The sequence below is a fragment of the Streptomyces sp. col6 genome, from assembly GCF_008042035.1.
Taxonomy (GTDB): domain Bacteria; phylum Actinomycetota; class Actinomycetes; order Streptomycetales; family Streptomycetaceae; genus Streptomyces.
In genome coordinates, this window is the sequence record NZ_RDBL01000006.1 from 1,484,807 (window position 1) to 1,510,069 (window position 25,263).

The 25,263-nt window shown below is 71.6% G+C and carries 21 protein-coding genes and 5 tRNA genes; 16 read left to right on the top strand and 10 right to left on the bottom strand.

The window, feature by feature from the left end:
• From EAO73_RS10640 to EAO73_RS10665, 6 genes are all read left to right on the top strand, one after another.
• Positions 1–2,115, top strand: a 2,115-nt coding sequence (locus EAO73_RS10640) for a serine/threonine protein kinase (protein ID WP_224756228.1), incomplete at its 5' end; no start/stop codon positions are given.
• 77 nt (positions 2,116–2,192) lie between these two features.
• A complete protein-coding gene (locus EAO73_RS10645) occupies positions 2,193–3,620 on the top strand; it encodes a hypothetical protein (protein ID WP_147971136.1) in 1,428 nt (475 codons plus the stop codon).
• Positions 3,620–4,642, top strand: coding sequence for a hypothetical protein (locus EAO73_RS10650; RefSeq protein ID WP_224756229.1), 1,023 nt, complete (start codon positions 3,620–3,622; stop codon positions 4,640–4,642). The genes EAO73_RS10645 and EAO73_RS10650 overlap by 1 nt, the downstream gene beginning before the upstream one ends.
• Entirely contained in the window at positions 4,639–5,880 is a 1,242-nt protein-coding gene (locus tag EAO73_RS10655; protein WP_147971138.1) for a carbohydrate ABC transporter substrate-binding protein, read from the top strand. Before EAO73_RS10650 ends, EAO73_RS10655 begins: the two co-directional genes overlap by 4 nt.
• A gap of 153 nt (positions 5,881–6,033) precedes the next feature.
• Positions 6,034–7,617 (top strand): acyl-CoA carboxylase subunit beta, encoded by a 1,584-nt coding sequence (locus EAO73_RS10660; protein WP_147971139.1) that lies wholly within the window; start codon positions 6,034–6,036, stop codon positions 7,615–7,617.
• A gap of 15 nt (positions 7,618–7,632) precedes the next feature.
• Complete coding sequence (locus tag EAO73_RS10665; RefSeq protein ID WP_147971140.1) at positions 7,633–7,836, top strand: acyl-CoA carboxylase subunit epsilon; 204 nt, start codon at positions 7,633–7,635, stop codon at positions 7,834–7,836.
• Positions 7,837–7,956: 120 nt separating this feature from the next.
• Here the strand turns inward: EAO73_RS10665 and EAO73_RS10670 are convergent, their stop codons facing one another.
• The 8 genes from EAO73_RS10670 to EAO73_RS10705 all read right to left on the bottom strand — a co-directional run bounded on the left by EAO73_RS10670 (position 7,957) and on the right by EAO73_RS10705 (position 18,572).
• The gene (locus EAO73_RS10670; protein WP_014048542.1) at positions 7,957–8,538 is read right to left on the bottom strand and encodes a GTP-binding protein; all 582 of its coding nucleotides are present in this window, start codon (positions 8,536–8,538) and stop codon (positions 7,957–7,959) included.
• On the bottom strand, positions 8,519–9,169 hold the full coding sequence (locus EAO73_RS10675; protein ID WP_147971141.1) for a DUF742 domain-containing protein: 651 nt from the start codon (positions 9,167–9,169) through the stop codon (positions 8,519–8,521). Before EAO73_RS10675 ends, EAO73_RS10670 begins: the two co-directional genes overlap by 20 nt.
• 99 nt (positions 9,170–9,268) lie before the next feature.
• Entirely contained in the window at positions 9,269–9,682 is a 414-nt protein-coding gene (locus EAO73_RS10680; RefSeq protein WP_018102439.1) for a roadblock/LC7 domain-containing protein, read from the bottom strand.
• Between the two features lie 10 nt (positions 9,683–9,692).
• Entirely contained in the window at positions 9,693–12,965 is a 3,273-nt protein-coding gene (locus EAO73_RS10685) for a nitrate- and nitrite sensing domain-containing protein (RefSeq protein ID WP_147971142.1), read from the bottom strand.
• Positions 12,966–13,311: 346 nt separating this feature from the next.
• Positions 13,312–13,896 carry a GTP-binding protein gene (locus tag EAO73_RS10690; protein WP_028444348.1) on the bottom strand — a complete coding sequence of 195 codons (585 nt, stop codon included), beginning with the start codon at positions 13,894–13,896 and terminating at the stop codon, positions 13,312–13,314.
• Complete coding sequence (locus EAO73_RS10695) at positions 13,877–14,284, bottom strand: DUF742 domain-containing protein (RefSeq protein WP_018521347.1); 408 nt, start codon at positions 14,282–14,284, stop codon at positions 13,877–13,879. Before EAO73_RS10695 ends, EAO73_RS10690 begins: the two co-directional genes overlap by 20 nt.
• A gap of 133 nt (positions 14,285–14,417) precedes the next feature.
• The gene (locus EAO73_RS10700) at positions 14,418–14,831 is read right to left on the bottom strand and encodes a roadblock/LC7 domain-containing protein (protein ID WP_006127850.1); all 414 of its coding nucleotides are present in this window, start codon (positions 14,829–14,831) and stop codon (positions 14,418–14,420) included.
• Between the two features lie 9 nt (positions 14,832–14,840).
• Entirely contained in the window at positions 14,841–18,572 is a 3,732-nt protein-coding gene (locus tag EAO73_RS10705; protein ID WP_147971143.1) for a nitrate- and nitrite sensing domain-containing protein, read from the bottom strand.
• 582 nt (positions 18,573–19,154) lie between these two features.
• On the opposite strand from EAO73_RS10705, the gene EAO73_RS35870 reads away from it, so the two are divergent.
• The 9 genes from EAO73_RS35870 (at position 19,155) to EAO73_RS10745 (ending at position 23,045) form a co-directional block, all read left to right on the top strand.
• Positions 19,155–19,331, top strand: a complete 177-nt coding sequence (locus tag EAO73_RS35870) for a hypothetical protein (RefSeq protein ID WP_191133984.1) — start codon at positions 19,155–19,157, stop codon at positions 19,329–19,331.
• Positions 19,332–19,421: 90 nt separating this feature from the next.
• Positions 19,422–20,198: a fumarylacetoacetate hydrolase family protein gene (locus EAO73_RS10710; protein ID WP_147971144.1), complete on the top strand. Its 777-nt coding sequence runs from the start codon at positions 19,422–19,424 to the stop codon at positions 20,196–20,198.
• Positions 20,191–21,663, top strand: a complete 1,473-nt coding sequence (gene gltX / locus EAO73_RS10715; RefSeq protein ID WP_147971145.1) for a glutamate--tRNA ligase — start codon at positions 20,191–20,193, stop codon at positions 21,661–21,663. The genes EAO73_RS10710 and gltX overlap by 8 nt, the downstream gene beginning before the upstream one ends.
• Positions 21,664–21,749: 86 nt before the next feature.
• Positions 21,750–22,469: an HAD family hydrolase gene (locus tag EAO73_RS10720; RefSeq protein WP_147971146.1), complete on the top strand. Its 720-nt coding sequence runs from the start codon at positions 21,750–21,752 to the stop codon at positions 22,467–22,469.
• 85 nt (positions 22,470–22,554) lie between these two features.
• Positions 22,555–22,626, top strand: a tRNA-Gln gene (locus EAO73_RS10725).
• A 28-nt stretch (positions 22,627–22,654) separates the two neighbouring features.
• Positions 22,655–22,727: transfer RNA gene (locus tag EAO73_RS10730), tRNA-Glu, on the top strand.
• 60 nt (positions 22,728–22,787) lie between these two features.
• Positions 22,788–22,860 (top strand) — tRNA-Glu (locus EAO73_RS10735).
• A 12-nt stretch (positions 22,861–22,872) separates the two neighbouring features.
• Positions 22,873–22,944: transfer RNA gene (locus EAO73_RS10740), tRNA-Gln, on the top strand.
• Between the two features lie 28 nt (positions 22,945–22,972).
• Positions 22,973–23,045: transfer RNA gene (locus tag EAO73_RS10745), tRNA-Glu, on the top strand.
• Between the two features lie 79 nt (positions 23,046–23,124).
• On the opposite strand, the gene EAO73_RS10750 is transcribed toward EAO73_RS10745, so the two are convergent.
• Positions 23,125–23,766 carry a MerR family transcriptional regulator gene (locus EAO73_RS10750; protein ID WP_147971147.1) on the bottom strand — a complete coding sequence of 214 codons (642 nt, stop codon included), beginning with the start codon at positions 23,764–23,766 and terminating at the stop codon, positions 23,125–23,127.
• Between the two features lie 87 nt (positions 23,767–23,853).
• Between EAO73_RS10750 and EAO73_RS10755 the strand changes: the two genes are divergently transcribed.
• On the top strand, positions 23,854–24,351 hold the full coding sequence (locus tag EAO73_RS10755; RefSeq protein WP_147971148.1) for a DUF4188 domain-containing protein: 498 nt from the start codon (positions 23,854–23,856) through the stop codon (positions 24,349–24,351).
• Between the two features lie 75 nt (positions 24,352–24,426).
• On the opposite strand, the gene ndgR is transcribed toward EAO73_RS10755, so the two are convergent.
• The gene (gene ndgR / locus EAO73_RS10760) at positions 24,427–25,143 is read right to left on the bottom strand and encodes an IclR family transcriptional regulator NdgR (protein ID WP_003966003.1); all 717 of its coding nucleotides are present in this window, start codon (positions 25,141–25,143) and stop codon (positions 24,427–24,429) included.
• Positions 25,144–25,263: the final 120 nt, after the last annotated feature.

The following is a 25,263-nucleotide window of genomic DNA, read 5'->3' on the forward strand; positions in this document are numbered from 1 at the left end:
CCGCTGCTCGACCCGGGCACCCCCGCCGAACGGCTGGCCGCCGCCGAGCAGCCCGTGCGCATCGTGATGACCTGCTCCGCCAAGGCGTGCCGCACCGCGTTCGTCCCGCCCCACACCGCCGCCCCGCCCCCCGACGAGGGGTACTGCCCGGTGTGCGGGGCGCCCTACTCCTACCGCCCCGAGCTGACCAAGGACGGGCCGCCGCTCCAGGACCAGTACCGCATCCGCGGCCCCATCGCCCACGGCGGCCAGGGCTGGGTCTACCTGGCCGAGGACACCCATCTGGAGGACTTCGTCGCGGTCAAGGGCCTCCTCAACCGCTACGCCGAACGCGGCGCCGCCCAGGCCGGTGAGGAACGCCGCAGCCTGGTCGCCATCCGGCACGAACGCATCGTCCAGATCCGGGACTTCGTCTCCACCACCAACGCCGACGGCACCGTCTCCGGCGGCTACATCGTGATGGAGGACGTCGGCGACCGGACCCTGTCCGCCCTCGTCGAGTCGGTCCGGCGGGGCGCCTTCGTCCTCGACATCGAACACGTCGTCGCCTACGGCTGCCAGATCCTGGAGGCCCTGGCCCATCTGCACGGCATGGGCTTCCTGTACGGGGACATGAAGCCGTCCAACGTCATCCACCACCTCGACGGCATCAAGGTCATCGACCTCGGCGGCGTCCGCAAGGCCGGCAGCACCGACCCGCCGCCCGTGATCACCCCGTACTACGCCGCCCCCGAGACCGACGGCGACCGCCCCCTCACCGTCGCCCACGACGTGCACACGGTCGGCGTCACCCTCGGCGAACTGGCCCGCTGGGCGGTCGGCGACGACGTCCCGGGCCTCGGCATCAGCTCCTTCCGGCTCGTCGTGGCACGCGCCACCGCCGAGGACCCCGAAGAGCGGTTCGGCACCGCCGAGGACATGGCCGGGCAGCTGCGCGGGGTGCTGCGCGAGATCCGGGCCCTGCGCGGCAAGCGCGACCAGCCCGAGCCCTCGGCCGCCTTCACGCCCTCCACCGAACTGCTCGGCGCCCGCCTGGGTTCGGTGCCGGACTACGCCCACTGGCTGGGCCGCCCGCTGCCCGGCCGCCGCGCGACACCGCCCGCGCCCGCCCTCGACCCGGGCACCCCGACGCCCACCGAGATCGCCCGCCGGCTGCCGGTCCCCAGGCCCTACCCGGGCGACCCGCAGGCAGCCCGCTTCGGGGTCAGCAGCTACGACCCCGGCCAGCCGCTCGCCCAGCCGGCCGAGGGGGAGCGGTCGGTCGAGATCTGCCTGCACAACGCCCGGCTGCTGCTCGGCCAGGAGGGCGACGAGGCCCAGGCGGCGGCCCGGGAACAGGTCGAGGCGGCGGCCGCCATCCCCGGTCCGGGACCGGTGCGGCAGTGGCGGCTCAGCTGGCACCGGGGCCTGGTCGCGCTGCGCGCCGCGGATGTGCGCGAGGAGGAGCGGGTGGCGATGCTGGAGGCCGCCCACGGCCACTTCGCCGCCGTGCACCGGGCACTGCCCGGCGAGTACGCGGCGAAGCTGGCGCTCGCGTACTGCGCGGAACAACTCGGCCCGCACCGGCGGCCGGTGGCCGGTCCCTCCGCGTACGAACTCTTCCGCGCGGTGCACGCCCGCAACCCCTCGCACGTCGGCGCCGCCCTGGGCCTGGCCAGGCTCGCCCTCGCCCGCGGCGACCGGGCCGCCGCGACCGGGGTCCTGGACCTGGTCCCCGACGAGTCCCGCGACCACACCGTCGCCCGCGTCGCCGCCCTGCGCATCCGGGCGGCCCGGCTGGCGGCGGGGGAGCACCCCCTCCCCGGCGAGGCGGAGATCGACGCCGCCCTGACCGCCCTGGGCCCGGTCGTCCCCGGCGACGAGGCGGCCTGGCTGCTGCGGACGGAGCTGTACGAGTGGAAGCTCGACGCCGTACGCGCACGGGCGGGCGCCCCGCCACCGCGCCGGGGCCGCCTGCGCATGGGCCTGCCGCCCCCGCCGGTCCCGGGCGAACGGGCGGTGCGCGCGGAACTGGAACAGTGCTACCGCCGGCTGGCCCGGCAGCGCCGGCACCCGGAGGAGTACGAACACCTCATCGACCTGTCCCACGCGGTACGGCCGCAGACGAGGTTCTGACCCGTCCCCAGCCCACCCGGCCCCGCTCGTCCCGCGTCGTCCGCAGCCACGCTGCCGTACCCCTGGAGACCCGACCCATGGCCGCTTCCGCCCCGCCGCCGACCGGGCTCGCCTTCGCCGTGTCCGTCGACGTCCGGCGCGACCAGCAGCCGCACCACGACAGCCGGATCGACGCCCATGTCCGGGTCAGGGCCACCGGCACCGGGCCGCGCGACCTGCGTCCCGCCGACGAACTCGCCGTCGTCATCGCCCTGGACGTCGCCCCCGCACACCTCCGCGCCGCCGCCACCGCGCTCGCCGCCACCCTGCGCGCGCTGCCCGACGGGCTGTCCTTCGCCGTCCTCGGCGGCACGGACGGCACGGGCGACGGGAGCCCCGCCCGGTGCTACCCGCTGCGCGGGGACTGGGCGCTCGCCGGTACGGACGAGAAGCGCCGCGCCGCCTTCAGCGCGGGCCGCGTCGCGCCGACCCCCGACGACCGGCCGCGCCCCGGCTACGGGGCCTGGCTCGTCGCCGCCCGCGCGCTCTTCGCCCGACGCCCCCTGCCCGTACGCCACCTGATCCTCGTCACCGACGGCGGCGGCCACGACCCGGCCGGCGAACCGGACCGGGAGGACACGGCGCTGACGGCCGCGATCGCCGCCTGCGAAGGGGCGTTCGGCGTGGACGTGCTGGCGCTCGGCCGGGACTGGGACCCGGCCCCGCTGCTCGCGCTCACCGAGGGCCTGCACGGCACGGCCGGCACCGCGCCCGACCGGTTCGCCCCGGCCGTCACCGGGGTGCTGCGGCGGCTGCGCCGGGTCCGCAGCCCCGAACTGCCCGTCACCGTCACCGCCCGCCCCACGGTGACCGGGGTCGCGCTCGGCGAGAGCCTGCCCCGGCAGCACTCCCTCGTACCGGTGACCGCCCCGGATCATCCGCACCGCTACGACTTCGCCACCCACCAGTGGGAGCCGGGCGCCCGCGACTACCTGCTCAGCCTGCGGGCCGACGCGAGCACCGACCCGCTCGGGGTCCTGCTCCAGCTCGCCACGGTGTCCGTCGGCGGCGCCACCGCCCCGCTCGTGGTCCGCTGGCTGCCGCCCGGCGTCGCCGTCGGCGCGGGCGGCACCGGCGGCGGGGGCGGCACGCTCGACGCGATGAACGCCGCCACCCGGATGCGGACCGCCCTCGACCGGGGCTACGCCGCCCTGGACCCGATGAGCCGCGACGAGGCCGAGCGGCAGTTCGGCGTCGCGGTCCGCCTCGCCCACGAGATCGGCGCCGCCTGGGTCCTGGACGACGTGCGCAAGGTGGCCGACATCGTCGACGGGGCCAGGGGCCTGGTCCGGGTCGGCCCCACCGTCGACCGGGGGACCGTGCGCGAGGGCCGGCTGCACGTCGCGTCCGGCCACCTGCTCGACCTGCCCGCGCACACCGCGGGGCCGCCGGTGAAGTGCCCCGGCTGCCGCCACCTCGCCGGGCAGGGCGCCCGGTACTGCATCGCCTGCGGGAGGAGCCTGTGATGCCCCGGCCCACCCGGTGGCCGCGCGTCCCGCGGGCGCGGCGGCCGGCCGGCTCGCGCACCAGACGGCTGCTCGAACTGCACCTGGCCGTCATCGTGCTGGCCGCGCTCGTCTCGATGACCGCGCTGCTCGTCTCGTACCGCGAGGTGCAGAACGCGGCCGGCGAGATGCGCGCCCGCGCCGCCCCCGCCGTCCAGGGCGTCGCCGCCACCCAACTCGCCCTGCTGCGCGCCCACAAGGAGGCCGAGGCGTCGGTGAACAGCGGGATCGACGAGGTCGTGGGGGCCGGGGCGCGGTACGAAGCCCAGCTCTCCGCCGCCAACCAGGGCCTGTCCCGGCTCTCCGACGTCCAGATCGACGGCGAACGAGGCCGGGGCGTCCTGCAGACCGTCACCGGCGTGCTGACCTCGTACAGCGGCTCCATCACCCCCGGGACCGTCAAGTACGTCGACGACGAGCTGATGCAGCGTCAGAAGCTGAGCGAGGCCCGGCGCCAGCTCGTCCGGCCGGGCACCGGCGTCGTCCCGCGCCTGGACGTCCTCCAGGGCCACCAGATGCAGAGGATGAGCCGGATCAGCACCCTGGGCCCCCTCCAGCTCACCGGCTGGGCCGTCGCCGAACTGGGCCTGGCCGTCGTCGCCGTGACCACGCTCAGCGCGCTGTGGCTGCTGCGCAGCCGCTGCGGCCGGAGCCTGGACCCGTGGCTGCTGGCGGCGTTCGTGGTGGCCGTCGCCCTGGCCGTCGTACCGCTCTGGGCGACCGCCGCCACCCAGGAACGGCTGGACACCGCACGCGAGCGGCTGGGGACGATCGAACAGACGGCCCGCGAGCACCATCACCTCGCCGACGACCAGCAGGAGGTCACCCGCACCTCCACCGCCCTGCACGGCCGGCTGGAGGCCGAACGCTGGCAGAGCTGGGCCTACTACGGCGCGCTCGGCGGCGGCACGCTCGTCCTCCTGCTGCCGGTCGCCGGCCTCGGCCGCAGGCTCAACGCCGACTACTACGGGAAGGCCGGATGAGACCGCCGCCCCGGGCGCTCCTGCTCGCCCTCGTCCTGCTCCTGACCGCGTCGGGCTGCGGCCTCGCGGCGCCCGGAGGCAGTGGCACCGAACCGAAGGTGACGATTCTCGGCCCCTGGACCGACACGCAGGAACGCCGGTTCAAGGACGTCCTCGACGGCTTCGGCATCCCGTACACCTACCAGGGCACCGCGGCCACCCGCGAGGTACTGCTCGCCGAGGTCCAGGCCGGCAACCCGCCGGACATCGCGATCCTGCCCGGCGTCGGCGAACTCGTCGAGTACGCCGCCGAGGGCCGGCTCAAGTCGCTGACCGGTCTCTACGATCCCGGCGAGTACGGCACCCCCTGGCTGCCGGAGGCGGAGGGCATGAAGAAGGACCTGTGGGTCCCGCTCAAGGTCGACCTCAAGTCCATCGTCTGGTACCGCCGGGGCGAGGCCCCGCGGCCCCGCCCGGCCCCGCTCGACGCCTGGTGCACCGCCATGGGCGACGACGGCTCGTCCGGCTGGCCCGGCAGCGACTGGATCGAGGACCTCATCCTCCAGCAGGCCGGCCCGGTGCAGTACGCGCGCTGGGCGACCGGCCACCTGGACTGGACGGCCGGCCACGTCGTCACCGCCTGGACCACCTGGGCGGGCCTGCTCGCCCAGGGCTCGCGCACCCGGCGCCAGACGATCCTGGAGGGCGACCACCGGGGCCGGCCCGGCGGCCACGGGCTGCTCTTCGGCGGCGGCTGCGCCCTGGAGCACCAGGGCTCCTTCGCCCGCTCCTTCTACGGGGACCACCGGGACCGGGCCGCCCTCACCGACTCGGCGCCGTTGCTGCCCGGGGGCCCGTACACCGTGAAGGCCCACGAGGTCTCGGCCGACTTCGCCGCGCTCTTCGGGGACGGCGACCGGGCGCGTACGCTGATCCGGCGGCTCACGTCCGAGAAGGCCCAGGAGGTGTGGGGCCGCACGGGCGGGGTGTTCTCGGCCGACTCCGCGGTCCCGGCCCGGACGGGCGAGGCCGACCGGGCCATCGGCGGCCGCCTCACGGACCAGCGGGTGCCGCTCTGCCTGGACGCGTCGGACGTCATGCCGGCGGCGGTGCGGGACGCGTTCTACGAGGCGGTGCTGCTGACCGTGGCGCACCCGGACGAGCCGGTGCTCCCGCGCCTGGAGGACATCCAGAAGGTGCAGGACGCCCAGCCCGACACCGTCCGCCGGCTCAACGGCGTGTGCGGGAGGCCACAGTGAGCCTTTGTGGAGTCCTCACAAAGGAAGGCCGGTACCGGCTGGTACTTCGCCTGCATGGAGCGGGGTTTCTGTCAGGCTCCACCAGTAATCCGGGCAGGAGACTGTACGGAGTCGACGGCAGGGTTTTCTTGGCGGGGTTCGTAGGGTCGATACATGACCGTTGTGGACGAAACCCAGGGCGAGCCGAGCGACACCCGCGGCCGTGTGGCCGAACTGCTGGCGCTGCGCGAGCAGGCCCGGCGCGGACCCAGTGACCGGGCGACCGAGGCGCAGCACGCCAAGGGCAAGCTGACCGCCCGCGAGCGCATCGAGCTGCTCCTGGACCCGGATTCGTTCCACGAGGTCGAACAGCTGCGCCGGCACCGGGCGACGGGTTTCGGTCTGGAGGCGAAGAAGCCGTACACGGACGGTGTGATCACCGGCTGGGGCACGGTCGAGGGCCGGACGGTCTTCGTGTACGCGCACGACTTCCGGATCTTCGGCGGGGCGCTGGGTGAGGCCCATGCGACGAAGATCCACAAGATCATGGACATGGCCATCTCGGCCGGTGCGCCGCTGGTGTCGCTAAACGACGGCGCGGGCGCCCGTATCCAGGAGGGTGTCTCGGCGCTCGCGGGTTACGGCGGCATCTTCCAGCGCAACACCCGCGCCTCCGGTGTCATCCCGCAGATCAGCGTGATGCTCGGCCCGTGCGCGGGCGGCGCGGCCTACAGCCCCGCCCTCACCGACTTCGTGTTCATGGTCCGCGAGACCTCCCAGATGTTCATCACCGGTCCGGACGTCGTGAAGGCGGTCACAGGCGAGGAGATCACCCAGAACGGCCTGGGCGGCGCGGACGTCCACGCCGAGACCTCGGGCGTCGCGCACTTCGCGTACGACGACGAGGAGACCTGCATCGCCGAGGTCCGCTACCTCATCGGGATGCTGCCCTCCAACAACCGGGAGAACCCGCCCACCGCGGAGAGCGACGACCCGGCCGACCGGCGCGGCGAGGCCCTGCTGGACCTGGTGCCCGCCGACGGCAACCGCCCATACGACATGCACAAGGTCATCGAGGAGCTCGTCGACGACGGCGACTACCTGGAAGTCCACGAACGCTGGGCCCGCAACATCATCTGCGCGCTGGCCCGCATGGACGGCCAGGTCGTCGGCATCGTGGCCAACCAGCCGCAGGCCCTGGCCGGGGTGCTGGACATCGAGGCCTCCGAGAAGGCCGCGCGATTCGTCCAGATGTGTGACGCCTTCAACATTCCCATCATCACTCTTCTGGACGTACCCGGCTTCCTGCCCGGCGTGGATCAGGAGCACGGTGGGATCATCCGGCACGGCGCGAAGCTGCTCTACGCGTACTGCAACGCGACGGTGCCGAGGATCTCGCTGATCCTGCGCAAGGCCTACGGCGGCGCCTACATCGTCATGGACAGCCAGTCCATCGGTGCGGACCTCACCTACGCCTGGCCCACCAACGAGATCGCGGTCATGGGCGCGGAAGGTGCCGCCAACGTCATCTTCCGCCGGCAGATCGCGGAGGCCGAGGACCCCGAGGCCATGCGGACCCGCATGGTCAAGGAGTACAAGACCGAGCTGATGCACCCCTACTACGCCGCCGAGCGCGGTCTGGTCGACGACGTCATCGACCCGGCCGAGACCCGCGAGGTCCTGATCGCCTCGCTCGCCATGCTCCGCTCCAAGCACGCCGACCTGCCGGCCCGCAAGCACGGCAACCCCCCGCAGTAGAAGACGGAGACACTCATGACCACCGCCACCGCCGAGTCCGTGCTGCGCGTCGAGAAGGGCCTCGCCGACCCCGAGGAGCTGGCCGCCATCACCGCGGTCCTCCTCGCCCGCGCCGCCGCCCAGCCGACCACCGCCCCCACCCGGGTCCGCGACACCGCCGCCTGGCGCCGCCTGGAGCGGACCCCGGGCTTCCGCGCCCCGCACAGCTGGCAGGGCTGAGCACGGGCGGAATCAAGCCCGTCCGGCGATTGAGGACAAGCAAGGCCGCCAGGCCGAGCGGCAGAACGCCGAGGGCCCCGCACTCCCAGGAGTGCGGGGCCCTCGGCGTACCGGAAGCTCCTACCGCAGGCGGGCCATCAGCGCGTGCTCCACGAGCGTGATGAGCGCACTCTTCGCATCCGCGCGGTGCCGCGCGTCCGTCGTCAGAATCGGCGTGTCGGGGCCGATCTGCAGCGCCTCGCGCACCTCGTCCGGCGTGTACGGCTGGTGCCCGTCGAAGCCGTTGAGGGCGATGACGAAGGGGAGCCCGCTGTTCTCGAAGTAGTCGACCGCCGGGAAGCAGTCCGCGAGACGGCGGGTGTCGACCAGTACGACAGCGCCGATCGCGCCGCGCACCAGGTCGTCCCACATGAACCAGAAGCGGTCCTGGCCCGGCGTACCGAAGAGGTACAGGATCAGGTCCTGGTCGAGCGTGATGCGGCCGAAGTCCATCGCCACCGTCGTGGTGGTCTTGTCCCCCGTGTGCGTCAGGTCGTCGATGCCCGCCGAAGCGGACGTCATCACGGCTTCGGTGCGCAGCGGATTGATCTCCGAGACGGCACCGACAAACGTGGTCTTACCCACGCCGAAGCCCCCTGCCACCACGATCTTCGCCGAGGTAGTGGAGCGGGCCGCTCCGCCGCTAGAGCTTGCGAAGTCCACTGAGCACCCTTTCGAGCAGTGTCACATCTGGCTGGCCGCCGGCGGACTCGTCGCCGCCGGGCTGGTGGATAGCGACGAGTCCCGCCTCGGCCAGGTCGGCTACGAGGATCCGGGCCACGCCGAGGGGGATCGAGAGGAGGGCCGAGATCTCGGCCACCGACTTGATCTCGAAGCACAGCCGGCAGATCCGCTGGTGCTCGGGCAACTGCCCTTGCAGCCGGGACGGATCAGCCGTGGTACTGACCAACGCCTCAATGGCGAGTTGGTAGCGCGGTCGGGTCCGGCCACCTGTCATGGCGTACGGACGGACCAGCGGATTGTGCGCGGCAGGGGCCGCCGGCTCGGGAGCGCGCCGCGGCTGCACCGGCTGGATGCGGGGCTGTTGCGGCCCGTCGAGGCGGTGGGGACGCCGGGGGTGGTGCGGCTGCTGAGCGGGCTGCTGGGGCTCCTGCTGCGGCCAGCCGGGCCCCGACTGGCCGTACTGGCCCTGCCCGTACGGCTGATAGGGCTGCTGAGGCTGCTGAGCGCCCTGTCTGCCGGGTGTGGAGGGGAAGTTGAAACGTTCGTCCCCGTGCTCACCCGATACGTGCCGGTCACCGTCGTAATGGTGACCGCCTGGGGGTGTACCCACGATTCCTCCTCCGCCTGCCGGTCCCGATACCAGTGGGACCGCGCCACCGCACCCTATGGCGCGGTGACGCGAAACGCACTGTCTGGTTACTGGATAAGACTAGTTAAGAAGACTTCCCTGGAGCTCGGCACGGAGGTCCGGCGTCAGCACGCTGCCCGCACGGTCGACCAGAAGGGCCATTTCGTACCCGATCAGGCCGATGTCGGCGTCCGGGTGTGCGAGAACGGCCAAGGACGATCCATCGGAAACGGACATGATGAAGAGGAATCCACGCTCCATCTCCACAACCGTCTGATTCACCGCGCCGCCCTCGAAGATCCGCGAGGCACCGGCCGTCAGCGAGGTCAGCCCGGAGGCGACCGCCGCCAGCTGGTCGGCACGGTCACGCGGAAATCCCTCGGACATCGCCAGCAGGAGTCCGTCGGCGGAGACCACCACCGTGTGCGACACCCCGGGGGTGTTGTCCACGAAGTTGGTGATCAACCAGTTCAGATTCTGCGCCGCCTGGCTCATCGGGCTCACACTAACGCTCCTGGTTGTAGGTATTACTTGTGTCCGAACCCGCGTTGCGTCCCCTGAGGACACCGCGCCGCAGGTTGCTCAGCCTGCCACGCACGTCCTCCGGGGCGCGGGAGACCTGGGGGCCGCCCTGCTGGGTCTGTTCGGCGGTGCCCTCGACCAGGTTGGCCTTGGGCACGCGCCGGGGAAGACCGGAGGGGGTTATCCCGCCCGCCTTCGGCTCCCGGAGCTTCTCGGCCCGCTCCCAGCGCTCGTCGTTGGCCGAGCGCCAGTCGTCGGTGCCTTCGTCCCCGTTGTTTCCGGAGTCTTTGGCGTTCCCGTCGGGGGCCTGCTGCGCCGGGGTCGGCCGCTGCGGCAGTTCGTGCTGCTGCGGGCGCTCCTGCGCGGCGTCGGGCCGGCTGTTCCCGCGGCCCGTGGGCTGCCAGTGCTGCTGGCCGCCCCGGCGCGGGAGACCGGCTTCGGTCAGGTCGTGGCCGGCGTTCGGGACGGGGCCCGAACGGTCGAAGCCTACGCGCTCCTGCGGCTCGGCGGGAGCGCTCACGGCAGATTCCGGTTCCGGCTGCGCGACCGGCTCGAAGCCACCCTGGTACGCGCTCTGATCTGCCCACTCTCCCTGCTGGGGCGGGACGCCGTACTGCGCGTCGTAGCCCTGCTGCGGCGCCTCGGGGGCCGCGTACGCAGCCTCCGGATAGCCGCCCTGGGCGCCGTCGTAGCCGGGCTGCCCGTCGAAACCGGCGCCGGTGGCGTACGGGTCGTAGCCGCCCTCGTACCGGTTCGCGGCGTAGCCGTCCTGACCGTTTCCGGCGAACGCGTCCTGGCCGCTTCCGGCATAGGCGCCCTGGCCGTTCCCGGCGTACCCGTCCTGCCCGTACGCGCCCTCGGCGTAGGCCTGCTCAGGCTGTCCCTGCTCCGGCTGCTCCTGCTGCGGGAACTGCTGGCGCTCGCCGCCCGCCTGGGCCTCCAGCGCCGCGCGGCGCTCCTCGCGCATCAGCGAGCGGCCCACCGGGTCGAGCTGGGCGGAGTCCGCGGACGGCTCCTCGTAGCGCGAGTCGTCGAAGCCGAGTTCGGCCGCGGTACGCAGCTGCGGCTGGTGCGGCTGGGCGGCGAAGGCCTGCTGCTGCGGGATGATCGAGGAGACGGTGAAGTCGTCCTGCTCCGGGGCCTCGCCGCCGCCACCGTGGGTGATCGCGTCCGGGAGCATGACCAGCGAGGTTGTGCCGGCCTGCTCGCCCGAGGGGCGCAGCTGGACCCGGATGCCGTGCCGGTCGGAGAGCCGGCCGACCACGAACAGGCCCATGCGCTGCGAGACCGCGGCGTCCACCGTCGGCGGGTTGGCCAGCTTGTGGTTGATGTCGGCGAAGTCCTCGGCGGTGAGGCCGATGCCCTTGTCGTGGATCTCGATCATCACGCGGCCGTCGGGCAGCCGGGTCGCGGTGACGCGCACCTTGGTCTGCGGCGAGGAGAACGTCGTGGCGTTCTCCAGCAGCTCGGCCAGCAGGTGCACGAGGTCGGTGACGGACTGGCCGTGGATCTCGGTCTCCGGGACGCCGGAGAGCTCGATGCGCTCGTACGACTCCACCTCGGAGGAGGCGGCGCGCAACACGTCCACCAGCGGCACCGGCTGGTTCCAGCGGCGGCCGGGCTCCTCGCCGGCGAGGACGAGGAGGTTCTCGCCGTTGCGCCGCATACGGGTCGCCAGGTGGTCCAGCCGGAACAGGCTCTCCAGCTGGTCCGGGTCGGCCTCGTTGTTCTCCAGGTCGGTGATCAGGGTCAGCTGGCCCTCGATGAGCGACTGGTTGCGGCGCGAGAGGTTGGTGAAGATCGCGTTGACGTTGCCCCGGAGCATGGCCTGCTCGGCCGCGAGCCGCACCGCCTCCTGGTGGACCTGGTCGAAGGCGCGGGCGACCTCGCCGATCTCGTCCTGGGAGGTGATCGGGATGGGCTGGACGCGGGTGTCGACGCGGCCGGGGTCGGTGCGCGAGAGCTGGTCGACCAGCGAGGGCAGCCGCTGCTCGGCGATGGAGAAGGCGGCGGTGCGCAGCCGGCGCATCGAGCGGCTCATCTGGCGGGCCATGAGCCCGGCCAGGATGAACGCGGCCAGCAGAGCGACGATCACGATCGTGGCGTTGACGATGGCGTCGGTGCGGGCGTCGGACGAGATCTCCGCTGCCTCGGTCACGGCCTTGTCGACGAGCTCGTCCTCGACCGTGGTGTAGCCGTCGAACTTGGCGGTCGCGGCGGCCATCCAGGTGTCGGGGGTGATCCCCTTCGCCTTCAGCTGGGCGGGGCTCCGGCCGAGGCCGATCTCCTGCGCCATGCCGTCGTAGACCGAGCCGTCGATGGTGGGCGGCGCCACGAACGGCACCCCGGCCGCGTCGGCCTTCTCCTTGGCCGCCTTCAGCTCGGCGGCGCCGGCGGTGGCCTTGGCGGTCATCACCTTCCGCAGCCGGGCCGCGTCGGCCTCCGTACCGCCGGAGGTGAACTCACCGAGGGCGATCTGCTCCAGGTAGTTGTACGAGCCGAAGGCCTTGACCTGGTCGTTGAACTTGCCGTCCTCCTTGCTGGGACGGACCAGGAGGTGCATGCCGATCGAGCGCTGAAGCGATTCTGCAGCCTTGGCCAGCTCGATCGCGTAGACGGTACGGCCGTAGCTGGTGATGTTGCCGGTGCCGAGGCCCAGTTCGTTGCAGAACTCCATCAGGGAGTGCTGGACCTGGACGTAGCCCTCCTCGGTCTTCACCGGGTCCATGGCCGCGGTGTAGGCCGCCTTGCGCAGCTGCGGGAGCTTGGGCTCCTCCAGCTTGAACAGCTTGAGGCGGCGCTGGAGGCCCTGCTTGGCCGGCATGTCCTTGACGGCCTGGTCAAACTTCTCCGCGGCCGCGTCGGTGGTGGCCCGGGTCTGCGTGACGACCTCGTCGTCCCGCTTGTTCGACAGCAGCGGCTGCGCGGTGAGGTCGCGCTCGTTGAGCAGCGCCTGCCCGTACTCCGCGGCCGCGCGCACGATCAGCGCGGTCTTCTCCGCGTCCTGGGCTTCCTGCCAGGTGTCGATCGAGCCCTTCACCTGGAAGCCGCCCATGACCAGGCCGACCAGCACCGGGATCAGGAGGATCGCGTTCAGCCGGGTGGGCACCCGCCAGTTGCGCGGGGCCAGCCGGCTGGTGCTGCCACCGGCCTGTGTCCCTTCGGACACGTCGGCGGACGGCGCCGCGGCACGCGACGGCGGGGTGAAGTTGCCCCGCTCCGCCTGCGCCGTGGAGCCCTCGTTGTTACGCCTCACTCGACCAACAACCTCTCGGCGTCGGCACCTACGCTGTGCCGTGTTTGTTCAGGGCCGTACTACTCGGGAGTTGGTCGAATTGCAGCACGGCTAGCGGTCGCGTTCCAAACAGTCGGAATGAGCGATTCCGAGTGGCTCACGCCTCAGATAAATCGGGCATAAAGAGCGAGCCCCGCCAAAAGGCGAGGCTCATGTGAGCGCAGCGACACCGCGCGTGCGCATCCGGTGTCGATGGCGGGGTAATTCTCTGTCGAAACGTTATGAATGCGGGGGCGGATCGTGTCAAAGGACACAGCCCGCCCCCGTGTGACTACTGTAACTGCCGTACGCCACTTCCGACTTGCGGCTACTTGAGCCGGGCCATCAAAGCGTGCTCCACGAGCGTGATCAGACCGCTCTTCGCGTCCGCGCGGTGCCGCGCGTCCGTGGTGATGATCGGCGTGTCGGGGCCGATCTGCAGCGCCTCGCGCACCTCGTCCGGCGTGTACGGCTGGTGCCCGTCGAAGCCGTTGAGGGCGATGACGAAGGGGAGCCCGCTGTTCTCGAAGTAGTCGACCGCCGGGAAGCAGTCCGCGAGACGGCGGGTGTCGACCAGTACGACGGCGCCGATCGCGCCGCGCACCAGGTCGTCCCACATGAACCAGAAGCGGTCCTGGCCCGGCGTACCGAAGAGGTACAGGATCAGGTCCTGGTCGAGCGTGATGCGGCCGAAGTCCATCGCCACCGTGGTGGTGGTCTTGCCACCAGTGTGGGTCAGGTCGTCGATGCCCGCCGATGCGGAGGTCATCACGGCTTCGGTGCGCAGCGGATTGATCTCCGAGACGGCACCGACGAACGTGGTCTTGCCCACGCCGAACCCACCGGCCACGACGATCTTCGCCGAGGTGGTGGCCCGGGTCGCCGCACCGCCGTTAGAGCTTGCGAAGTCCACTGAGCACCCTTTCGAGCAGTGTCACATCCGGCGCGCCGCCGGCCTCTCCATTGCCCGGCTGGTGGATGGCCACCATGCCGGCTTCCGCCAGGTCCGCGACGAGAATCCGTGCCACACCGAGGGGCATCGACAGCAGGGCCGAGACCTCGGCCACGGACTTGACCTCGCGGCACAGATGGCAGATCCGCTGATGCTCGGGGAGCAGGGTCCCCAGATGCGCGGGATCGGCCGTGGTACTGACCAACGCCTCAATGGCGAGTTGGTAGCGCGGCCGGGTGCGTCCGCCTGTCATGGCGTACGGACGGACCAGCGGCTGGTCGCCCTCACCTTCGTACGACGCGTGACTGGACGCGCCGTACGGATCGGGTGAGGCGGGTGGCGGGGTCATGAGTCCTCCGGGCGTGACAGCAGGGTGTCGGCTTGCCGTCTGAAGGGGCCGGTGGGGGGCTGTAAGCGGCCGGACGGGCGAGGGTTGGGTGCGGTTCCTGGGTTGATCGTCTGTGTCACTGGTTCACGGCCGCCTAGTGGAGCAGGCTGCCCTGGAGCTCCGCACGGAGGTCCGGGGTCAGGACGGTGCCCGCCCGGTCCACCAGCAGGGCCATCTCGTAGCCGACCAGACCGATGTCGGCGTCCGGGTGGGCCAGTACGGCCAGCGAGGAGCCGTCGGAGATGGACATGAGGAACAGGAAACCCCGTTCCATCTCCACCACGGTCTGGCTGACGGCGCCGCCCTCGAAGATCCGGGAGGCACCTGCCGTCAGCGAGGTCAGTCCGGACGCGACGGCCGCCAGCTGGTCGGCGCGGTCGCGGGGGAAACCTTCGGACATCGCCAGCAGCAGGCCGTCCGCCGAGACCACCACCGTGTGCGACACCCCTGGGGTGTTGTCCACGAAGTTGGTGATCAGCCAGTTCAGATTCTGTGCGGCCTGACTCATCGGGCTCAACTAACGCTCCTGCTGGTGAGTGGGGCCGAGGGGGAAACTGCCGGTCTGACCGTTGCCCGCCTGGCGTCCCTGCTGGATGCCGCGGCGGAGGTTGGTCAGACGCCCGCGGACATCATCGGGCGCTCGGGAGACCTGCGGACCGGACTGGTTGTTCTGCTGCTGGGCGGTACCCGGCACCAGGTTGGCGCGCGGGACCCGGCGAGGCAGACCGGACGTGGTGATTCCGCCCGCTGCGGGCTTCTTCACCCGCTCCGCCTGCCGGACGATCTCGTCGTTCGGCGAGGCGCGCCAGGCGCTCGACGCACCGGTGTCGCCGAGGCTCCGCTGCGGCGCGGGAGCCACGGGCTCCTGCGCGGGCTGCTGCTGCGGGAAGCCCTGCGGCTGCGCCGGCGCGGCGGGAGGCTGCTGCGGGCCGCCCTGCTGCGGACCGTGGAACCAGTTGGTCTCCAGCGTGTCGTACAGCGGGGTACGGCCGTCGCCGGGCCCGGAGGCCGGCGGCAGCGCCTCGGGCTGCTGCGGACGGTACGGGGCCTCGGGGGCCGGGGCCGCCATGGGCGGACGCGGCGCGCCGAAGTCCTGGTTGTCGCGCCGCGGCGCCGGCTGCTGCGGGGCACCGAAGTCCGGCCGGGCGAACTGCGAGGTGCTCGTCACGTCCGGGTTCTGCGGGCCGTTGCCGTACGGGCCGTTCTGCTGGGGCCCGTTGTGCTGCGGCCCGTTCTGCTGGGGGCCGTTGCCGTACGGGCCGGTGTGACGCGGTCCGTTCTGCGCGCCGGGCGCGGGCGCCGAGAAGTCCGGGCGGGCGAACTCCGCCGTGGAGCCCGGCCCCTGACGGTCGTCCGCCGGAAGCCGCGGGACCGGCGGCTGCTGGAAGCGGCCCGTGGTCTCGGACTCCTCGTGACCGCGCGGCGCGTCGAGCGGCGAGCGCCGGGGCGCGGACGGCTCGTCGGTGCCCCAGCTCGTCGTCTGCGGACGCTGCGGGGCGGGGAAGCCGCCGTTCGGCGCCGGCGAGGCGCCGGGCAGCTCGGCACGCGGACCGCCGACGGGCGGCAGCTGACGCTCGTTGCGGGCGGGACCGCGCGGCGGCTCGAAGGCGCTGCGGCCGTCCTGACCGCCCTGGCCCTGACCCTGGCCCTGGTCGAACCGGGCCTGCTGGGGCTGCGGGACCTGCCGGGCGGGGCCGTTCTGCTCGGGGCGCCGCTGGTCGAACAGGCTGGGCCGGTTCGCGTCCGCGCCGCCGTCCTGGTCACCGCGGGCGCCGAGCCGGGCACCGCCGAACGCACCGGCCAGGCCGCCGCCGCCCTGACGCGGGGGCTCCTGCCGGGCACCGTCCTGCGGGCGGCCCTGCGGGTTCTGGAACGCCGAGTCCTGCGCGCCGGGTCCGCCCTGCGGGTTCTGCGCCCGGTTGCCGTCGCGGGCGGGCAGCGCGGCCCGGGGAGTGGAGCCGGCACCGACCTGGCCGCGCTGGGCACCGGGTCCGCCCGGAAGCCGTCCGGGCTGGCCCTGAGCGCCGCTGTTGCCGGCGAGCAGACCGCCGGGGGACTGCTGACCGGGCGCCTGCTTGGGGGCCGGCTGCTTGCCGCCGTGGGCGACGTCGACCGGGAGCATGACCAGCGCGGTCGTGCCGCCCGAGTCGGAGGGGCGCAGCTGGATGCGGATGCCGTGACGCAGGGACAGCCGGCCGACCACGAACAGGCCCATGCGGCGGGAGACCGAGACGTCCACGGTGGGCGGCGAGGCCAGCCGCTCGTTGATCGCCGCCAGGTCCTCGGGGGAGAGCCCGATGCCGGTGTCGTGGATCTCGACGAGCACCCGGCCGTCGGGCAGCGCGTGACCGGTGACCCGGACCTTCGTCTGCGGCGAGGAGAACGACGTGGCGTTCTCCAGCAGCTCGGCGAGCAGGTGCACGAGGTCGTTGACGACCCGGCCGGCGACCTCGGTGGCGGGCACGGCGGCCAGTTCGATGCGCTCGTACTGCTCCACCTCGGACGCGGCGGCGCGGAGCACGTCGACGAGCGGCACGGGGCGGGTCCACCGGCGGCCCGGCTCCTCGCCCGCGAGGACGAGGAGGTTCTCGCCGTTCCGGCGCATTCGGGTCGCGAGGTGGTCGAGCTTGAAGAGCGAGGAGAGCTGGTCCGGGTCGGCCTCGCGCGACTCCAGTTCGGAGATGAGCGAGAGCTGACGCTGGATGAGGCCCTGCGAACGGCGCGAGAGGTTGGTGAACATCGCGTTGACGTTGCCCCGCAGAAGGGCCTGCTCGGCGGCGAGACGGACCGCCTCGCGGTGCACGTCGTCGAAGGCCGCGGCCACCTTGCCGATCTCGTCGCGGGAGTGCACACCGACGGACTCGACCGAGGTGTCGACGTCCTGCGGGTCCGACTCGGAGAGCTGCTTGACCAGCTCGGGCAGACGGTCCTGCGCGACGCGCGTCGCGGTGTCCTGGAGCCGGCGCAGCGAGCGGATCATGGACCGGGCGACGACGAACGCGCCGACCAGCGAGACGCCGAGCACGAGCAGGATCAGCGCACCGGAGATGATCGCCTCGCGCTGGGACTCGTCGCGCAGCTCGCGCGCCTTGCCCTCCATGTCGCTGAGCAGGGTCTCCTCGACCCGCTTCATGGCGTTGATCTTGATGGTGTCCTGGTCGTACCAGTTCATGTACGACCGGCGGGAGGAGGAGCCGCTCATCGAGAGCGGGTTCTCCAGCATCTTCCTGGCGTACGTGTCCGCGGACTTGATGTCCGGGTGGCCCTCGTCGAGCGTCGAGGTCAGTTCCTCGGCGCTCTTGCCGGTGGTGGTGTAGATCGCCTCGAACGAGTTGCGGGCCGCGGCCTCCTTGCGCTGCGCGGCCAGACCGAACTGCTGGTCGTTACGGTTGAGGTCGGGCTTCTCGTCGTCGCTGTTGGGCAGCGCGGCGGCGATGATCGCGCGCTGGATCGACGCGTACTCCTTGGCGGAGGAGAACGCCGCGAGCGCACGGGTCCGCTTGATCATCTCGGGGCTGCTGGTCGCCTGCGCCATGTCCTGGGAAAGGCTCAGCAGCGAGGTGATCAGCTGGCTGTAGGCGTCGACCGTCTGGAGACTCGGGCTGCCCTTGACGTACGCCTGCTTGCGGATGTCACGGATGGAGCCGAGCTGCGTGGCGATCTGCTGGACACTGGCGTGGATGCTCTCCAGCGTCTCGTCGCCGGTGGTGTCGCCGATGTCCGCCGTGCCGGTGAGGAACGCCTTCTTGGCCCGGTCGGTCTTGTCCCGAGGCGTGGTGACCTTGAAGTCGCTGGCGGGCACGCCGTTGGAGAGCGGTCCGGCCGACTGGTCGCGCTCCTCCTGGAGCGCCTGCGCCAGCGAGGTCGCCTGCTTCGTCATCTCCGTCAGCAGCTGCATGTGCTCCAGCTGTTGGATGTCGTTCATGGAGTCGTTGATGCGCAGACCGCCCAGGGTGGTCGCGGCGACCACGGGGAGGGCGAGCAGGGAGACCAGTCGCGTGCTGATGCGCCAGTTGCGGAGCGCTACGCGCGAGCCCGTGTTGACGGGGCCGCGCGGCCTCGGCGCGGAGGCCTGCTCGGAATCGCCACCGGCCGGTGCGGCACCGGGGCGCCGGTCGCGGTCGCCGTGGTCACCGGCAGCGGCCGGCCCGGGGTTCTGGGCGTGCTGGGGCGAGGAACCGCGGTCGGTCCCGCCGCGCGGCTCCTGTTCCGCCGCAGCGCTGCCATCCCTCTTGAAACGTCCCTGCACTAGCGTCGCAACCTCTGGACCAGGCGTTCCTCCGTCGTGAACGGAGAAAACGGTGTCGGCGTGGTGGGGCGTTGTCGCGCCCCATGGTGGTCGTGAGTGACCGGCGCTCTTCCCCTTCCCGCCGCCACTCGGCGCTGCGTTGCGCCCCCTGCGCGCCGGCTTGAAACCCGCGGCGGTGCGTGGAATTTCAGCACAGTGCCGGATCTCCAACAAGGGCCAGGTACCGGGCTGTGACCTGCGTGACACCGTGTGATGACTGCGTAACAAGCGGTGCGGGGTGTTCAGTGACATAACGGACGATTGGGTGTGAGTCCGATCGGGATGGAGGGTGTCCCAGTCGCGATGATCAGGAGCGGAATGGCTGATTCAGGGATGACATGTCCGTTTCCGGGGTGCGGATCGCCCGCCCGGATTGGGGTGATTGTCCGGCTCTTCGTGAGCAAACTCACATGAAGATCGCCGTCTCTTCCGGGTCCCCGGGGGGAATCGCATGTTTAGCCTGACGCTTTACTGGGATGGCAGAACCGACAGCCGGCGCCCCCTCGCACGGGCGGCGCCCCGACGACAGGGCCCGTACGGCAGATGAACACCACGACGTCCCGCAACATCGCCAACCCCCGCCGCACCACGCTGGCGCACCTCGAGGACGCCGCGGCGCTGGGGACCGCGGAACTCCCGGAGCACGCGCTCCAGCTGCCGACGCAGACCGCCAACCCGCGCCGCACGATCCTCATGACGGTCCCCGCCGCCGCGGAGTGAACCCGCGCGAAGGCGCCCCTCACCCGCGCTAGCCTGGAGTGTCAGTCTTCATCCAGGCACCCAGCAAGCAGTGAGGGGCGACAGCAACCCGTGCGCATCGCCAGGTTCTCCATCGACGGCAATGTCGCCTTCGGCGCGGTCGAGGGCGACGGGCCCGACGGTCTCGTCCTCGACATCATCAAGGGCATCCCGTACGCCGAGTTCGAGCTCTCCGGGACCAAGGTCCCGCTGAACAAGGTGCGGCTGCTGCCGCCCGTGCTCCCCAACAAGGTCGTGGCCATCGGCCGCAACTACGCGGAGCACGCCGCCGAACTCGGCAACGAGGTCCCCGACGTCCCCGTCGCCTTCTTCAAGCCCACCACCTCGGTGATCGGCTCCGGCGACGCCATCGAGTACCCCTCCTTCTCCGACGAGGTCCACCACGAGGCCGAGCTGGCCGTAGTCATCGGCCGGATGTGCCGCGAAGTGCCGCGCGAGCGGGTCAAGGACGTCATCTTCGGCTACACCTGCGCCAACGACGTCACCGCACGCGACGCCCAGAAGCGGGAGAAGCAGTGGGCGCGGGCCAAGGGCTTCGACACCTCCTGCCCCCTCGGCCCCTGGGTGGAGACCGACCTGGACCCCAGTGACCTCGCCATCCAGGCCACGGTCAACGGCGAGCAACGCCAGCTCGGCCGGACGAGCGACATGATCCGGTCCATCGAGGACCTGGTCGTGCACATCACGGAAGCCATGACGCTGCTTCCGGGCGACGTGATCCTCACCGGCACTCCCGCAGGGGTCGGACCCCTCCATGTCGGCGACGAGGTCGCCGTCACCATCGAAGGCATCGGCACTCTCACCAACAAGGTGATCAAGCGTGGCTAACGCACCAGTACGTGTACGTTTCTGTCCCTCCCCGACCGGCAACCCGCACGTCGGCCTGGTCCGGACGGCCCTCTTCAACTGGGCCTTCGCCCGGCACCACCAGGGCACCCTGGTCTTCCGCATCGAGGACACCGACGCGGCGCGCGACTCCGAGGAGTCCTACGAGCAGCTCCTCGACGCGATGCGCTGGCTCGGCCTGGACTGGGACGAGGGCCCCGAGGTCGGCGGCCCGCACGCCCCGTACCGCCAGTCGCAGCGGATGGACATCTACAAGGACGTCGCCGAGAAGCTCCTCGCCGGCGGCTACGCGTACCCCTGCTACTGCACCACGGAGGAGCTGGACACCCGCCGCGACGCCGCCCGCGCCGCCGGCCGCCCGTCCGGCTACGACGGCCACTGCCGCGAGCTGACCGACGAGCAGAAGGCCGCGTACGAGGCCGAGGGGCGCGCGTCGATCGTCCGCTTCCGGATGCCCGACGAGGCGATCACCTTCACCGACCTGGTCCGCGGCGACATCACCGTCCAGCCGGAGAACGTCCCGGACTACGGCATCGTCCGCGCCAACGGCGCCCCGCTCTACACGCTGGTCAACCCGGTGGACGACGCGCTGATGGAGATCACCCACGTCCTGCGCGGCGAGGACCTGCTCTCCTCCACCCCGCGCCAGATCGCCCTGTACCGGGCGCTCATCGAGCTGGGCATCGCCAAGGACACCCCCGCCTTCGGGCACCTGCCATACGTGATGGGCGAGGGCAACAAGAAGCTCTCCAAGCGCGACCCGCAGTCCTCGCTCAACCTCTACCGCGAGCGCGGCTTCCTCCGCGAGGGGCTGCTCAACTACCTCTCGCTGCTGGGCTGGTCGATCGCCGAGGACCGGGACATCTTCGACATCGACGAGATGGTCGCCGCGTTCGACATCAAGGATGTCAACGCCAACCCGGCCCGCTTCGACCTCAAGAAGTGCGAGCACGTCAACGCGGAGCACATCCGCCGCCTCGACGTGAAGACGTTCACCGAGGCGTGCGGCCCGTGGCTCCAGGCTCCGTTCGCCCCCTGGGCCCCGGAGTCCTTCGACGCGGAGGTCTTCGCCGAGATCGCCCCGCACGCCCAGACCCGGGTCACGGTGCTCTCCGAGATCACCGCCAACGTGGACTTCCTGTTCCTGGACGAGCCGGTGCACGACGAGGCGTCCTGGGCCAAGGCGATGAAGGAGGGCTCCGACGCCCTCCTCGTCACCGCCCGCGCCGAGCTGATCGCCGCCGATTGGAACGCCGAGGCTCTCAAGGCCGCCGTCCTCGCCGCCGGCGAGCAGCACGGCCTCAAGCTCGGCAAGGCCCAGGCGCCGGTCCGCGTGGCCGTCACCGGCCGCACGATCGGCCTTCCGCTCTTCGAGTCCCTGGAGATCCTGGGCCGCGAGAAGACGATCGCCCGCATCGACGCGGCCCTGGCCAGGCTGACCGCGTAACGCGACGCACCACCACGGGCCCGGCAGCCGCACCGCGCGGCCGCCGGGCCCGTCCGTCTGTGCGGTGGCGCACTACAGTCGGAGACATGCCCATCAGAGCCGTCCTCTGGGACATCGACGACACGCTCTTCGATCACACGGCGGCCGCCGCCACCGGTATGGCCCGGCACATCGCGGCGGAGGGGCTGCCCCCGGGGCACGCCACGGCCGAGGAGGCCGTCGGGACGTGGCAGCGGCTCACGCGGCGGCACTGGGCGCGCTTCTCCGCCGGGGAGACCGACTGGCAGGGGCAGCGGCGGGACCGGGCCAGGGAGTTCCTGGGCCAGGCGCTGGACGACGCCGAGGCCGACGCCTGGTTCGAGCGCCACATCTCCCACTACGAGTCCGCCTGGGCGCTCTTCCCGGACGCCGTGCCCGTACTCGACGCGCTGGCGGGGACGTACCGGCACGCCGTGCTGTCCAACTCGGCCCTCGAACAGCAGCACCGCAAGCTGACGGTGCTCGGCGTGCGCGACCGGTTCGAATCCCTGCTCTGCGCGGCCGAGCTGGGCGTCTCCAAGCCCGCCGCCGGCGCCTTCCTGGCCTCCTGCGAGGCGCTGGGGCTCGATACGCGTGAGGTGCTGTACGTCGGGGACGAACCCGACATCGACGCCGCGGGTGCCACGGCCGCCGGTCTGGCCGGCGTCTGGCTGGACCGGCGCGACCGCGGCGGGCGGCCCGAGCTCGTCCGGATCACGGACCTCGGCCAGCTCCCCGGGCTGCTCGCGGGCGATACCCGTTTTGGAGCGTCGGACACCTTCGGGTAATGTTCTTCCTGCGCCGCCCGAGCGGGCCGAGAGATCCGGCCGGGAAGCGCAGACAGGAACAAGGCCCCCAGGGGTTGCGTTTCAGTGGGCTATGGTGTAATTGGCAACACTACGGTTTCTGGTACCGTCATTCTAGGTTCGAGTCCTGGTAGCCCAGCGCAGTACAGAGCACGTCGAAGTAACAAGCCCCCGTTGTGTAGCGGCCTAGCACGCTGCCCTCTCACGGCAGTAGCGCCGGTTCGAATCCGGTCGGGGGTACAGATCCTTCCCGCGAGATCACCTGGGTCGCACCCACGGTCTCGATGCAGGATCGCTAGGGCCCCCGTTGTGTAGCGGCCTAGCACGCTGCCCTCTCACGGCAGTAGCGCCGGTTCGAATCCGGTCGGGGGTACTTGCAACACCATGGGCTATGGTGTAATTGGCAACACTACGGTTTCTGGTACCGTCATTCTAGGTTCGAGTCCTGGTAGCCCAGCGCAGTACAGAGCACGTCGAAGTAACAAGCCCCCGTTGTGTAGCGGCCTAGCACGCTGCCCTCTCACGGCAGTAGCGCCGGTTCGAATCCGGTCGGGGGTACAACAGAGCGCGAAACGAAGGCCCTTCACTCCGGTGAGGGGCCTTTCGTCCGTACGCGGTGAGGTCGCCCGCTTCGCGCTCAGTACCCGTACCGCCGGGCCGACTCCTCCTCCTGGGCCAGTCTCCGCAGGGACGTCAGCAGCGGCTCGTACAGCACCGCCGAGGCCACCGCCATCTCCACCTGCTGGGAGGGGGCCGGATAGGTCTCCATCTGGTCCAGGTCGCGGACGGCGACCTGGTGCATCAGCCGTGCATGCTCCTCCAGATGGACACTCTCGTACGGGTAGCCGAGGCGGACGAGCGTGGCCAGGGCGGCGACGAGGGAGCGGTGCACCGGGGAGAGCGCGCCGATCTCCCGCGCGTGCGTCCAGCCCAACCGGTCGAGAAGGGCGTCGACTTCCGCCCGCGCCGTCACCGTCTCCGGGGCCTCCTCGTCCGGCTCCGGCCCGTGCGGAAGCGCCCAGAGCGCCGCGCCCAGCCGGATCGTACGGCCCAGTGAGTCGTCGTCGACATGGGCCAGCACCTCGCGGGCCGTGGCCACGGGCAGGCGGCCGACCTGGAGCAGCGCCCGGACGAGGCGCAGCCGGCGCAGATGGCTCTCGTCGTACTCGGCCTGCGTCGCGCTCACCCGCTCGCCCGGCGGCAACAGCCCCTCGCGCAGGTAGTACTTGATCGTCGCGGTCGCGATGCCGCTGCGCTCGCTCAGTTCCGAGAGTCGCATGCCGTCCTTCCCTTGCGCCCACCCTTGGGCAGTGCCACTATCCAACCATTGGATAGCGACACTCTCCAACAACGCCAGGGGGCCCGTATGTTCGCGAAAGTCACGCCGGGGCGGACGACCGCCGCAGCCGAGGGCGATGTCGTCGTCCTGCTGATCGGCATGCGCATCAACCACTTCAGGGGCGTGCACCACTGGCTCCCGGTCATGCTGGCGATGCTGCGCATGCTGCGGGAGTTGGGGGCGGACAGGTCCAGGGGGCTGCTCGGCCACACGCTGCTGTCCGGCTCACCGAGGACGTACTACGTCGTCCAGTACTGGGAGTCGAAGGAGAAGCTGTACGCGTACGCCTCGGCGCCCGACATGTTCCACCGCAAGGCGTGGGCGCTGCTCAACCGAAAGGAGAAGAAGTCCCGGCAGCACGTGGGGCTGTGGCACGAGACCTACATCGTGCCCGAGGGCGGCTACGAGTCCATCTACGCCGACATGCCGGCGTACGGACTGGCCGCGGCGACGGGGTCGCTGCCGATCGAGGGGCGGGGCCGCCGGGCGGCGGACCGGCTCGCGCATCGTTCCGGCGCGAAGTGAAGCGGTGAGGGGCTGAGATGGGGGCCGCCACGACGCTGGGGCGGCCACGGGGGAGAGGAAGGCGCGTCCGGGGGCTCAGCCGGTGCGGCGCAGCGCCTCGCTCAGCCGTGCGGCCGAGTCGATGACGGCCTGGGCGTGCATCCGGCCCGGGTGGCGGGTCAGCCGCTCGATCGGTCCGGAGACCGAGACGGCGGCGACCACGCGGTTCGACGGGCCGCGCACCGGGGCGGAGACCGAGGCCACGCCCGGCTCGCGCTCGCCGATCGACTGGGCCCAGCCGCGCCGCCGTACGCCGGAGAGCGCCGTCGCCGTGAAGCGGGCGCCCTGGAGCCCCCGGTGCAGGCGCTCCGGCTCCTCCCAGGCCATCAGGATCTGTGCCGAGGAGCCCGCCTTCATGGTGAGCGTCGAGCCGACCGGCACGGTGTCCCGCAGACCGGACAGCCGCTCCGCCGCCGCCACGCAGATACGCATGTCGCCCTGGCGCCGGTAGAGCTGCGCGCTCTCCCCGGTGATGTCACGCAGATGCGTGAGCACCGGTCCGGCCGTGGCCAGCAGGCGGTCCTCGCCGGCCGCGGCGGCCAGCTCGGAGAGCCGGGGGCCGAGAATGAACCGGCCCTGCATGTCCCTCGCCACCATCCGGTGGTGTTCCAGTGCCACGGCCAGCCGGTGGGCCGTGGGTCGTGCGAGCCCGGTCGCCGCGACCAGCCCGGCGAGGGTGGCCGGCCCGGACTCCAGGGCGCTCAATACCAGAGCCGCCTTGTCGAGAACGCCGACGCCGCTAGAGTTGTCCATACGACGATACTCGCGTCTCACTCTGTGAAACGCAAGTTCAATTTTCCCAGGAAGTTGCGAACCTGTACCAGCGGCCCCACAACGGCCCGTAGCCACCGCCCCGCTCGGGGGTCCGGACGG